We start from the raw sequence: 12,380 nt of genomic DNA, 5'->3' as shown, positions 1-12,380 counted from the left end.
CCATCGACCAACAGGGGCTCTGACCTGCGACGACGCGTGTCCACGGGGTGTGGACGAGAACTTCCACCGGCCTGTGAGTTGTCCACAGCGGGACAAGCCCATCGGTTTTGACAATTGGGGAAAGTCCCTTTACCACGGCATAGATCACGGCGTGGGCGATTCGGACAAACCGGCCGCCGACGCGTCGTAGTAGTCGCGGTTGCGCAGCCCCGTCGCGGCGGCCTCGTCGAGGACGACGAAGGCCTCGGCGTGCCACTGGATGACCGAGCCGGGGCACGAGGCCGACAACGGCCCCTCGACGGCGGCCGCGACCGCCGCCGCCTTGCCGGCCCCCGACGCGACGAGGACGAGCCGGCGCGCGTCGAGGACGGTGCCGAGCCCCTGGGTGACGCAGTGCGTCGGCACGGCGTCGACGTCGCCGCCGAAGAAGCGGGCGTTGTCGTGGCGCGTGCGGTCCGAGAGCCGCTTGACGCGCGTGCGCGACGCCAGCGATGACCCGGGCTCGTTGAAGCCGAGGTGGCCGTTGGCGCCGATGCCGAGGATCTGCACGTCCACCCCGCCGACGGCCGCGATGCGTCGCTCGTAGTCCACGGCGGTCGCGGTGAGCTCGCGCTCGGTCGCGCCCGAGCCGTCGGGCACCGACAGGCACTCGGGCGACAGGCGAAGCGGCCGGCACACCTCGCGCAGCAGCACCTCGCGGTAGGACTCGGGGTGGCCGGCGGGAAGGCCGACGTACTCGTCGAGGGCGAAGCCGTGGGCGCGGGTCAGGTCGAGCCGCCCGGAGTCGACGGCTCGCGCGAGCTCGGCGTAGAGGCCGAGCGGCGAGGACCCGGTCGCGAGCCCGAGCACCGGGTCACGGCGCCACGGCCCGGGTGCACCGGACGGGTCGGATGCACCGGACGCATCGGGCGCTACGGGTGCCACGGGTTCCGGAGACCCGTGGGCGGGCAGACCGGCGAGGACGACCTCGGCGGCCCGGCGGGCGACGTCGGCGGGCTCCGGCAGGACGATGACCTCCATCAGCCCACCCTCTCACCGGCCCGGTGGGGCGGGGCCGCACCGTCCACGCCAGTTCGGGCGCGCGGGACGGCCAGGAACGAGGCCCCGACCGCCGCGACCGGCAGCGTCGCGGGCAGCAGGGCGAACCGGTCGGGCAGCTCGAGCGCGGCGACGAGTCGCGAGGCGCGCGAGCGCCGCTCGAGATCGGCTCGCACGGCCTCGAGCAACGGTGCGCCGAGCCCGGCGAGTCCGCCTCCGGCGAGGACCTGCTCGGCGCCCGAGGCCAGTGCGAGCACCTGCACCGCGAGCCCGACGCCGCTCGCGATGACGTCGACGGCCATCCGGGCCGCGAGGTCGCCCGCCGCGGCGGCGACGAAGGGGTCGGGGGCGAGCCGGGTCCGTGCAGGCCAGAGCCGCGCCAGGGCCGAGCCCGACGCGACGGTCTCGAGGCAGCCGACCTGCCCGCACGTGCACGGAGCGTCACCGGCGACGGGCAGGTGCCCGATCTCCCCGGCGGCGCCCGCGATCCCGCGCACGACGACGCCGTCGCGGACCACGGCGGAAGCCAGGCCGGTGCCGAGGTTGAGGTAGGCCAGCGCCCCGGGCCCCAACGCACCCGACGCACCCGACGCACCCGACGCGTCGGCGCGCAGCCGCCAGGCCCCGAGCGCCGCGGCCTTGACGTCGTTCTCGACGGCCACCGGGCGCCCGAGCCGGCGTCCGAGCTCGCCCGCGAGGTCGACCGCGTCGACGTCGAGGTTGACCGCGTGCCGGGCGAGTCCCGTTGCGGGGTCGACGAGCCCGGGCATGCACGCACCGACGCCGGCCACCCTCGACAGCCCTCCGGCCTCGAGCGCGACCTCGTGGGCGAGCCGCGCCGCGACCTCGACGACGCCGTGCGGGCCACGCCCGGACGGCGTCGTGCGCAGTGCCAGCACCGACGCGTCGGGGCCGACGAGCGCGACCGCCGTCTTCGTGCCTCCGATGTCGATCCCCAGCCGCGCCCCCGGTTCGCCGTCGACGCTCACGAGCCCAGCCCGAGGTAGCGGCCGAGTGCCCGGGCCACCACGACCGACCCGCCGTAGGCGACGAGGTCGGCGCCGCCGCGCGGCCAGCCGCAGTCGACGACGATCGTCGGGTGTCCTTGCGCCCGAAGCTCGTCCGCGACGCGCCAGGCGGGGTGCGTCGGCGCGAGGCCGCGGCCGGCGACGGCCACCTTGGCGCCGGCGGGGACGTCGTGCACCGGCACGGTGAGCCCGGCCGCGAGCGGACCCCAGGCGACGCGTCCCACGGCGAGGTTGGGGTCGGAGGCCACCTGCACGATGCACGGCACGCCCTCGGCGGCGAGCCACGCGTCGCTCGTGGGCGTCGTCGTGAAGCCCTCGGAGAGCAGCGCGTCGGCCCAGGCACCGGCGGAGCCGGGGCGCTCCGAGGACACCGGCCCCGGCGGGAAGGTCGCCGACAGGAGCGCGACGCGTCCGGCGGCGTCCTCGAGCCTGCTCACCGGCAGGCGCCCGTCCGCCACGGCCACCACGACCGCGTCGACGACCGCGAGCAGCTCCTCCTCGGTCGTCTCCGACCCGATGCAGAGCAGGTCGCAGCCGGCGGCGAGGGCCCGCACCGCGGCCTCGGGGATGCCCGTGACCGCCGAGGCGCCCGCCATGTCGAGCGCGTCGGAGACGATGACGCCGGTGAAGCCGAGCCGCCCCCGCAGCACGTCGCCCAGGACCACCGGCGAGAACGTCGCCGGGCGCTCGGCGTCGATGGCCGACACGACGACGTGCGAGGTCATGACCGACGCGACGCCCGACTCGACCGCGGCCCGGAAGGGCTCGAGCTCGCGCACGTCGAGCACGTCGAGCGCCGCGTCGACGCGTGGCAGCGCGAGGTGCGAGTCGGTCACGGTGTCGCCGTGCCCCGGGAAGTGCTTGGCACACGCGGCGACGCCGACCGACTGGACGCCCTCGACGTACGCCGCCGAGTGCCGGGCCACGTGGTCCGCGTCGGCGCCGAAGCTGCGCGATCCGATGACGGGGTTCTCGTCGGCGGAGTTGACGTCGACGACCGGAGCGAGGTCGAGGTTGATGCCGTAGGAGGCGAGCTCGGTGCCGATGAGCGAGGCCGACCGACGCGTCAGGCCGGTGTCGTCGAGGCGGCCGAGGAGGGCGTTGCCCGGCTGCGTCGACCCGGTCGGGTAGTGCAGCCGGGTCACGTCGCCGCCCTCCTCGTCGACCGAGACGAGCAGTCCGGGGGCGGCCGCGCGGAGGTCGGCGCACAGGGCCGCGAGCTGGTCGGGGTCGACGACGTTCGCGCCGTAGAGGCACACTGCGGCCAGGCCGGACGCGTGCTCGCGGGCGACCCAGTCCGGCGGCGTCGTGCCGACGAACCCGGGCATGAGCGTGCCGAGGACGAGGCGCCGCAGCGCCTCCGGGGAGATGGTCATGTCAGCCCTTCACCGCTCCGCCGACGAGGCCGTTGCTCATCCGCCCCTGCACGAGGAGGAAGAAGATGATGACCGGCACGGCGACGACGGTGGAGGCGGCCATGACCTGGCCCCAGTCGGTCTCGCGGGTCGCGCTGGCCTGCACGAAGCCGCGCAGCCAGAGCGGCAGCGTCCGGGCCTGCTCCTCGGTCATGACCACGAGCGCCACGGTGAACTCGTTCCACGCCTGGAGGAAGGCGTACACGCCCGAGGCCACGACGCCGGGGGCCAGCAGCGGGAAGGTGATCCGCAGGAACGCCTGCGTGCGCGAGAGCCCGTCGACCATCGCGGCCTCCTCGAGCTCGACCGGCACGCCGGCGACGAACCCGCGCAGCATCCACACGGTGAAGGGCACGACGGCGGCCGTGTAGAGGATCGCGAGGCCGAGGACGTTGTTGAGCAGGCCGACCGAGCTCATCATCTTGTACTGCGCGATGAACAGGCCCTCGGCCGGCAGCATCTGGATGAGGAGCAGCGCGAGCACGAAGGTGCGGCGGCCCCGGAACCGGAACCGGCTGATCGCGAGGGCGCCGAGGAACGCGATGACGATCGCCGCGGCCACGGTGGTCAGCGTGACGACGAGCGAGATCCCCAGGGCGCGAAGGAAGCCCGGGTCAGTCACGACGGTCCGGAAGTTGTCGAGCGAGCCGCCGAACGGCAGGAACGTCGGCGTGCTGCGCTGCAGCGTCACGGTGTCGAGGAAGGCCGAGTTGAGCATCCAGTACACCGGGAACGCCCAGACGAGGGCGAGCGCGACGGCGACGACCGTGAGCACGGTGCGACGCGTGGAGCGACGCGTGGAGCGACGCGAAGTGGTTCGCGAGGGGGTTCGCGACGAGGCGCGCGAGGCGGTGGAGATGCTCACCGGGCCTCCTCCTTCATGAGGGAGCGGACGTAGTACCAGCTGACCCCGACGGTGATGAGCAGCATGAGGATCGAGACGGCGCTGGCCGAGCCGAAGTCACCGGCGCCCGTGCCGAGCTGGTAGATGTACGTGCCGAGCAGGTGGGTCTCGTTGGCGACGCCGCCGGCGTCCTGGAGCAGCTTGACCTGGGTGAACACCCGCAGGTCCCAGATCAGCTGCAGCAGCAGGACGATCGAGATGACCGGTGCGACGAGCGGCAGGATGATGTGCCGGAGCCGCTGCCAGCCGCCGGCGCCGTCGATCTGCGCCGCCTCGAGCACCTCGGGCGAGAGCTGGGTCAGCCCCGCGTAGATCGACAGCGCGACGAACGGCACGCTCATCCACACGACGACGACGGCGGCGACGACGAAGAACGACAACGGCTGCACGAGCCAGTTGTGCCCGGCCGCGTCGATGCCGACCTGCTCGAGCACCCAGTTGAGCAACCCGTTGCGCCAGTTGACGATCCACGTCCAGACCGTCATGGAGGCGACGACCGGCATCGCCCACGCGAGCAGGAGCGCCACCTGCAGGCAGAGCCGCCCGACGCGTCCGACGGCACCCATGAGCAGGGCCAGGCCGAGGCCGACGGCGACCGTGACCACTGCGCAGACGACGCAGAAGACGAGCGAGCGGACGACGACGAGCCAGAGGTTCGCGTCGGTGAGCAGGGCGAGGTAGTTGTCGAGCCCGACCCACTCCGGCGGCTGGCCGAACTGCTGGGCGAGGCCGAACTTCTGGAAGCTCGTGACGACCTGCCAGCCGACCGGGTAGCCGAGGGCCACGACGAGGACGAGCAGCGTCGGGACGGTGAGCAGGGCGGGTGGGACGCGTCGGGGCCGGCGGGGTCGTCGGGGCGCGTCGACCGACTGGGGTGTGCGGGAGGTGTCGGGCGGAGCGGGTGCCGTCGTGGTCATGACTGGCCTTTCGGGCCTGAGGTCGAGGGGGCCGGCGGCCGGGTGGAGGGGTGTCCCGGCCGCCGGAGCCTGTCAGGCGGGCTGGTGAGCGGCGGAGGCCGTCACGAGAGGTTGAGCAGCGGCGTGATCTTCGCGTCGTACTCCTTGGCCAGGGCTGTGAGGTCGGACGCGTCCTTGATCTTGGAGAAGAACTCCTCCATGACCATCTTCGACTCGACGACGGCCCAGCCCGGGGCGGCCGGCGTCAGCTTCGATGTGGCCGCCGACTCGATGGTCGCCTTGGCGAACGCGTCGGTCCCGAGGGAGCTGACGTAGTCGGAGTTGGCCGGGCCGAGGCCGGCACCGCCGAGCTTCTTCTGGTAGTCCGCCGAGAAGATGATCTTGAGCAGCTCGCGCGACAGCTCCTGGTTCTGGCTGGCCTTGGAGATCGCGATGTTGGAGCCGCCGGCGAAGACGGGCGCCGGCTTGCCGTCGGTGCCGGGCAGGACGAACGCGGTGAACGTCGAGTCGTTCCACTCGCGGGTCTTCTTGCCGTCCTTCTCCTTGAGGTCACCGATCGACCAGTGCGCCCAGCCCGGGGCCATGATCGTCGCCGCCGCGAGCGACGTCTTGCCGGTGACCTTCTGGTTCTCGTCGAGGATCTCGTCCGCGTCGTTGACGTAGAGCCACGGCGTCTGGTCCTTGGCGTCGGCCGGGGCCTTGGAGGCGTTGCGGTAGAGGTCCTGCAGCTGGGTCAGGCCCTTGACCGTGTTCGGGTCGGACAGGGTCGAGACCCACTGCCCGTTCTCCTTCTTGGCGAGGTCGCCGCCGTTGGCGAAGATCCACGAGATGCCGTTGCGCCAGTCCTGGCCGCCGAGGAAGAAGCCGCTGAAGTTCTTGATGTTCCGGGGGTTCTTGGCCGTGATGGTCTTGACGGCGGAGTTGAACTCCTCGAGCGTCTTCGGGGCGGCGACCCCCGCCTCCTTCCAGAGGTCGGCCCGGGCGAACATGTAGCGCGAGCCGAAGTAGTACGGCAGCGCGTACTTCTTGCCGTCGACCGAGCCGACGTCGACGAAGGACTGGAGCAGCTTGCTGCCCCCGAGCCCGTCGTAGAGGTCGCTGACGTCGCTGAAGGCACCGACGTTGGTGAAGGTCGGGCTCTGCGTGTTGCCGATCTCGGTGACGTCGGGGGTGTTCTTCGGGTCGGGCAGGGCCGTCGTCAGCTTGGTGACGAGGTCGGGCCAGGCCTGCTCCTCGATCTTGAGCGTGGCGCCGGTCTTGGCCTTGAAGGTGTCCTGCAGGTAGGTCCGCAGCTCCTTCGGGGTGTCGGTGCCGGCCAGCCACAGGGTGATCGACTTCCCGGCGTTGCCGCCGGCGCCTCCGGGGGCGGCCGAGGAGCCCGTCGTCGTGCCGTTCGCGCCGCCGCCGCAGGCGGTGAGCACGAGGGCCGCCGTCGCGGCCGTGGCCACGGCGAGACCGAGGGTTTTGTTCATGACGTTTCCTTTCCGAGGGCCGCGGTGGCGGACCGGTTTCGCGTCGTTGCGAAGTGGTTGCGAGGTGGTGCGAGGGGTGTGCGGGAGAGGCCGGGCGGCCCCCGGTGCAGCCGGTGCAGCGGGTGGTGCGGGTGTGGTGCGGGTGTGGTGCGGAGTGCTGCTGGTGGTGGAGCCGGCGCCTAGGCGACGCCGAGCTGGTCCCACAGGACGAGCACGGCGGCGCCGCGCAGGACGATGTCGTCGGACCGGTCGGCGAGGCGTACGGCCAGGTGCGCCTCGGGCCGGGCGAGCAGGCGGGCGCGGAGCGTCTCCTCGAGGGCGTCGCGCAGGACGCCGCCGAGCAGGTGCTCCGGTCCGGAGAGGACGACCTCGGACAGGTCGAGCGCGGCCACGACCGGGGCGAGCGCGATCCCGAGCCGCTCGCCGGCCTCGCGCAGCGGGGCGTCGTCGCCCGACGCGTCGAGCGCCTTCTCGAGGTTGGGGGCCGACAGCCACGTCTCGAGGCAGCCCACCTTGCCGCAGCGGCAGCGGGCGCCGCCGTCGGTGCCGACGGTGACGTGCCCGATCTCGCCGGCGGCGAAGTGGGCGCCGCGGACGCGCTGGCCACCGACGATGAGCCCGCCACCGACACCGCGGCCGATCTTGACGAGGACGAGGTCGTCGCCGCCGTCGCCGAGCGTGTAGTCGGCATGGACCGCGGCGTCGGCGTCGTTGACGACGAAGACGGGCAGGTCGGTGGCCTCCGCGACGACGTCGCGCAGCGGCACGTCGGTCCAGCCGAGGTTGGGCGCGGTGTCGACGACGCCGCCGGGGCCGACGATGCCGGGCGTGCCGACGCCGATGCCGAGCAGCGGCGCGGTGGCGGCCGCGACGAGCTCGTGGACGAGGTCGAGGACGGTGTCGACGACCGCCTGGCCGGTGGCGTCGCCGATCGGCCGCTCGGCGCGCACGAGGATGTTGCCGTCGAGGTCGAGGACCGCGCCGCGGAGGACCTCGTGGGCGGCGAGGTCGAGCCCGATGGCCTGCAGGCCGGTGCGGTTGACGTCGACGAGCGTGGCCGGCTTGCCGGGGCGCACCTCGTCGGAGGGGCCGAGCTCGACGGCGTGCCCGGTGTCGATGAGCTCGGCGACGAGGTCGGAGACGGTCACCTTGCTCATCCCGAGGCGGCGCGCGACGTCGGCGCGGCTCATGGCACCCACCGAGTAGAGCAGCTGGAGCACGAGTGACAGGTTGTGCCGGCGGCCGTGCGCGGGGAGCACAGCAGTGCGCGGCGAGAGCCGTCTGGCGCGGGAGAGGGCGGTGGTCACGAGGGTTAGTAAAGTTTACTAACTCCCAATCCCGCAACCGGTTCGGCACCACGCATTCGGTCACGGTTCGGTCACGACGCGTGGCGATGCCGTACGCCCCGGGGCCGCGGGCCGGTCGGACGCCCGACGCCGGGGACCGTCACATCAGTCGCACCCACGTGTCCGCGGCGCCACCGAGGCGACCGCAGCTCGACTCCTGCAGCCGGGAGTCGAGCGTCGCATAGTCGGTCCAGACCCGGTATGCCCGAGGGCACGAGAGGCCCGTCGGACGCAGCTCGACCAGTCCACGGGTCCCCGTGCTGACCGACCCCTGCTCCACGAACCGCCTCTCCCCGCTCGCGGACCGTCTCGTGACGTCGTCGACCACGGCATACGTGCGACCGTCGACCACGAGGAGGCGCCCGGAACCCTGCAAGAGCCACACCCCGTCCAGCCCCGACTCCCAGCGGAGCTGCTGGGGCCGGCCGCCGACGTACCGCGACACGACGGGCGTCGAGGTCGGGACGACCCGGGTCAGGTCCGAGTCGAACCATGCCGGCTCGGGGCCGAAGTCGCCATGGCACCCGCCGTCCGCGGTCAGCCAGTGCAGGCGCAGCCGGTCCGCAGCAGGGCGCTCGGCCCGGAACGTCGCCGAGCACCCGGACGCGTCGGCCAGCCGGAGACCGTCCGGCAGCATTACCGCGACCGAGCCCTCCCCCGGCCGGTCGGCGAGCAGGTCGCGGGCGCGCAGCACCTCGAAGGTCCCGTCGGCGCGGATCACCCACAGGGGCGGCCAGGCCGAGTCCTCCTCGACCCGCCACAGCCCCGCGATGGCGTCGAGGGCCTCGGCGTCCGTCCCGGCCCACCCGGTGGCACGCGTCGCAGCCAGCCCCGCGCGGCGTCCGCCCCCCTCCTGCGCCGCGACCAGAGCGACCGCCGACAGCCCGAGCGAGAGCACGACGGCGAGCACCAGCAGCAGGTGTCCTGGCCGGCGAGGGCGACGGCCCCGCCCGGCGCGGGCGCCTTCGAACCGCTCCTCGATGCGCTCGACGTCCCTCTCGGGAACGTGGAGGCCCTCCGCGACGCGGCGCAGCGCCCAGGCGGCGGTGTCCGCCCGATCCGGGCGCCCTCCCGACGCGGACGGCGCTCTCGGCACACGCTCAGTCGACACGGTCGGCGCCCGTCAGTTGAGGCGGACCCAGGTGTCGGACGTCCCCCCGAGCCGCCCGCAGCTTCCCGGCACCAGCTGCGCGTCGAGCGTCGCGTAGTCGGACCGCACGGACCGGTACCGCCGGTCGCATCCGGCGCCATCCGGGGTGAACGTCACGGTGCCGTCGCGCCCGACGGTCGCCGTGCCGCGCTCGTCCATCGCAGCGTCCCCCGACGTCGCGAGGTCCGTGGCCCGGTCTGTGACGACGTAGGGGCTCGAGGTCACCCCCGCGGGCGCCTCGTCGACGGCGAGGAGGCGCCCACCGCCCCGGAGCAGCCAGGTCCCCGTCAGGCCCGACATGCCGTTGAGGACGACCGCCCCACCTCCGACGTACTTGGGCTGCACGACGCGGCCGGCGCTGGGGACGAGCCGCGTCAGTGTGCCGTGCACCCACCACGCGTCGAGGATGGCGTCGCAGTCCCCCTGTGTCGCCGTCCGCTCGAGCACGACCCCGACCGGGTCCGGCGCCACCGCCCAGGTGCGCGTGCACGTTCCCGCCACCGACACGGTCAGGGTGGTCCCGGTGAGCCGGTAGGACATCGTCGTGGCGCTCCGCGAGGCGACCAGCTCACCGGGCTTCTTCAGCTGCTCCATCGTCCCGCCGGGCCCGAACGCCCACAGCGTCGGGTCGAAGTCCCCGTCCACGCGCCAGAGGCCGACGAGCTGGTCCGCGCTGAGCCCCGTCGACGTCTGCGTCGGAGCCGGCGCGGCCGGTCGGCTCCGCTGGGGCGTGGTCAGGAGGACCGCGAGCCCGGCCAGCGCGAGGACGAGCAGGGTCACGGCGGCCACGAGCCAGCGCCCCGGGCGCGGACGCGCCGCCGGTCGCTCCCACGCCGGCTCGAGCCGTTCGAGGTCGCGGGCCGTCACGTCCACCGAGTCGGCGACCTCGTGCAGCGCGCGTCTCGTCAGCTCCTCGACGTCCGGGCCGGTCATCGCCCCGCCTCCATCTCCCGCTGCAGGCGTCCGATGGCGCGGTGGCCATGGCGCTTGACGGTTCCCACCTCGAGCTCGAGCAGTGCCGCCGTCTGTGCCTCCGTCAGGTCGAGGTAGTACCGGCACACGACGACCTCGCGCTGGCGCTGGGGCAGCCGTTTGACGAGCGCGAAGACGCGGAGCGCCTCGTCGCTGGCCACGGCGTCCCCGTCCGGGGTGCCCACCGCCCTGACGGTCAGTCGCTCACGCAGGGCACGGGCGCGGATGAGCCGCCGTTGGGCGGTGCGGCACTGGTTGATGACCGCGGCCCGGAGGTAAGAGCGCACCGAGGCCTGGTCACGGACGTGGTTCCAGTTGCGGTAGAGACCGATGAACGCCTCCTGGACCGCGTCCTCGGCGAGGTCGCGGTCGCCGACGAGGCAGTAGCCGAGCCGGACCAGGCCGGGCACCTCGTCACGGAACAGGCCGTGGATGGCCGCGTCGCGATCGAGCCGCCGCCACTCGAGCTCTTCCGTGCCCTTGACCAACACCTGTTCCTCCCAGGATGTCGTGTCCCCGTCAAGGGTCGCAGCCGGCACCCGAATGGTTGACCGCTCGCCGAAAGTCGCGGGACGACCCCGGGCGAACCGTGAGCGACCGACCGCCTGCGAGGCCCCGCGGTCGGTACGGCGACATACGGTGGTGCCATGTGCCGCAACATCCGACAGCTCCACAACTTCGAGCCCGCCGCGACGTCGGAGGAGGTGCGCGCCGCCGCCCTCCAGTACGTCCGCAAGGTCAGCGGCAGCACCAGGCCGAGCCAGGCCAACCAGCACGCCTTCGACGAGGCCGTCGAGGTGATCGCCCACGCCACCCAGCACCTGCTCGACCACCTCACCACGAGCGCACCGCCCAAGGACCGTGAGGTCGAGCGGCAGAAGGCCCGCGAGCGCAACGCCGTCCGCTTCGGCACGCCCGCCTGACCGGCCCGGCACCCGCACCGGCCCAGCGCCCGCTCGCCGACTCGCGCACCCGTGTCCGTCTTCGTCGCCGTCCTCGCGGCGCTCCTCGCGCTGCTCACCCTCGCCCTGCACCGCCGCCTCGCCGTCGCCCCCGGCTGGCCCCGCGGCGTCCGCCTCGCCTCCGCCACCCTCCTCGGCCTCACCTGGCTGCTCACCCTCACCGCCTTCGCCATGCAGTCCGGCGCCCTCGACCCCCGACGCGGCCGGTGGGTCGCGTGGGCTGGCATGACGTGGCTCGTCGTCGCCTGGTACCTGCTGCTGGGCGTTGCCGCCCTCGGGATCGCCTGTCTCGCAGTGCAGCTCGTGCGGCGCCCCGGCCTGCGTCGCCCGCTCCTGCGGGTCGGCACCCCGCTCGTCGTCGTCGCGGCACTCGGCGCCACGGGCTACGGGCTGGCCGAGGCATCCGAGCCGTCGGTGACCCCGGTGACCGTCACCGACCCCGACCTGCCGCAGGGCCTGGACGGACTGCGTGTCGCGCTCGTCACCGATCTGCACGCCGGACCGATCCGTGAGGCGTCGTTCACCCGACGCGTCGTCGACCTCGTCAACGCCCAGCGTCCCGACGTCGTCGTCCTCGGCGGCGACCTCGTCGACGGTCGTGTCGCCCAGGTCGGCGACGTGCTCGCCCCGCTCGCCGACCTCCGCGCCCCGCTCGGGGTCTACGCGGTCAGCGGCAACCACGAGTTCATCTCCCAGGAGGCCGACGCCTGGCTGACGCACTGGGAGAGCCTCGGCATCCGCGTCCTGCGCAACGAGCACGTCGGCATCGAGCGGGGCGGGGCGAGCCTGACGCTGGCCGGCGTCCACGACCTCACCGGGCGCGGCACCGACGCCAGTGACGCGGCCCGCGCGCTCGAGGGCGTCGACCCGGCCGGGTTCACGATCTTCGTCGCCCACCAGCCCAAGGCCGCCGAGAACGTCCAGGGCCGCGGCGTCGACCTCCAGCTCTCGGGGCACACGCACGGCGGGCAGGTGTGGCCGTTCCGCTACCTCGTGCCGCTCCAGCAGGCGGTCCTCGACGGGCTGTCGACCGTCGGCGACGTGCCGGCGCTGACGAGCCGCGGCGCCGGGGCGTGGGGGCCGCCGGTCCGGGTGCTCGCCCCACCCGAGGTGCCGGTCGTCACGCTCCGCCGCGGCTGAGCCGTCCTCCGGCCGATCCCGCGGCCGCCTCGAGGT

The 12,380-nt window shown here is 73.6% G+C and carries 12 protein-coding genes; 2 read left to right on the top strand and 10 right to left on the bottom strand.

Annotated features, from left to right (window positions below; all coding sequences use genetic code 11):
- Positions 1–144: 144 nt before the first annotated feature.
- The 10 genes from RY076_RS01540 to RY076_RS01495 all read right to left on the bottom strand — a co-directional run bounded on the left by RY076_RS01540 (position 145) and on the right by RY076_RS01495 (position 10,730).
- The gene (locus RY076_RS01540; protein WP_323095634.1) at positions 145–1,020 is read right to left on the bottom strand and encodes a glucosamine-6-phosphate deaminase; all 876 of its coding nucleotides are present in this window, start codon (positions 1,018–1,020) and stop codon (positions 145–147) included.
- Positions 1,020–2,027 (bottom strand): ROK family protein, encoded by a 1,008-nt coding sequence (locus tag RY076_RS01535; protein WP_323095633.1) that lies wholly within the window; start codon positions 2,025–2,027, stop codon positions 1,020–1,022. Before RY076_RS01535 ends, RY076_RS01540 begins: the two co-directional genes overlap by 1 nt.
- Positions 2,024–3,442 (bottom strand): beta-N-acetylhexosaminidase, encoded by a 1,419-nt coding sequence (gene nagZ / locus RY076_RS01530; protein WP_323095631.1) that lies wholly within the window; start codon positions 3,440–3,442, stop codon positions 2,024–2,026. Before nagZ ends, RY076_RS01535 begins: the two co-directional genes overlap by 4 nt.
- Before the next feature lies 1 nt (position 3,443).
- A complete protein-coding gene (locus tag RY076_RS01525) occupies positions 3,444–4,340 on the bottom strand; it encodes a carbohydrate ABC transporter permease (RefSeq protein WP_323096381.1) in 897 nt (298 codons plus the stop codon).
- Between the two features lie 2 nt (positions 4,341–4,342).
- Positions 4,343–5,302, bottom strand: a complete 960-nt coding sequence (locus RY076_RS01520; RefSeq protein WP_323095629.1) for a carbohydrate ABC transporter permease — start codon at positions 5,300–5,302, stop codon at positions 4,343–4,345.
- A 101-nt stretch (positions 5,303–5,403) separates the two neighbouring features.
- Positions 5,404–6,774: an extracellular solute-binding protein gene (locus RY076_RS01515; RefSeq protein ID WP_323095628.1), complete on the bottom strand. Its 1,371-nt coding sequence runs from the start codon at positions 6,772–6,774 to the stop codon at positions 5,404–5,406.
- Between the two features lie 179 nt (positions 6,775–6,953).
- A complete protein-coding gene (locus RY076_RS01510) occupies positions 6,954–8,081 on the bottom strand; it encodes an ROK family transcriptional regulator (RefSeq protein ID WP_323095626.1) in 1,128 nt (375 codons plus the stop codon).
- A 139-nt stretch (positions 8,082–8,220) separates the two neighbouring features.
- Positions 8,221–9,216, bottom strand: coding sequence for a hypothetical protein (locus tag RY076_RS01505; RefSeq protein WP_323095625.1), 996 nt, complete (start codon positions 9,214–9,216; stop codon positions 8,221–8,223).
- 27 nt (positions 9,217–9,243) lie between these two features.
- Positions 9,244–10,203, bottom strand: coding sequence for a hypothetical protein (locus tag RY076_RS01500; RefSeq protein WP_323095624.1), 960 nt, complete (start codon positions 10,201–10,203; stop codon positions 9,244–9,246).
- The gene (locus RY076_RS01495; RefSeq protein WP_323095623.1) at positions 10,200–10,730 is read right to left on the bottom strand and encodes an RNA polymerase sigma factor; all 531 of its coding nucleotides are present in this window, start codon (positions 10,728–10,730) and stop codon (positions 10,200–10,202) included. The genes RY076_RS01500 and RY076_RS01495 overlap by 4 nt, the downstream gene beginning before the upstream one ends.
- A 159-nt stretch (positions 10,731–10,889) precedes the next feature.
- On the opposite strand from RY076_RS01495, the gene RY076_RS01490 reads away from it, so the two are divergent.
- Both RY076_RS01490 and RY076_RS01485 read left to right on the top strand, forming a co-directional pair.
- Positions 10,890–11,165 (top strand): DUF2277 domain-containing protein, encoded by a 276-nt coding sequence (locus RY076_RS01490; protein ID WP_323095622.1) that lies wholly within the window; start codon positions 10,890–10,892, stop codon positions 11,163–11,165.
- 51 nt (positions 11,166–11,216) lie between these two features.
- A complete protein-coding gene (locus tag RY076_RS01485) occupies positions 11,217–12,344 on the top strand; it encodes a metallophosphoesterase (RefSeq protein WP_323095620.1) in 1,128 nt (375 codons plus the stop codon).
- Positions 12,345–12,380: the final 36 nt, after the last annotated feature.

This window comes from Intrasporangium zincisolvens, from assembly GCF_034724055.1.
Lineage (GTDB): Bacteria > Actinomycetota > Actinomycetes > Actinomycetales > Dermatophilaceae > Monashia > Monashia zincisolvens.
Note: the sequence above shows the minus strand (reverse complement) of the source record. Positions and strands in the feature narration are given on the sequence as shown.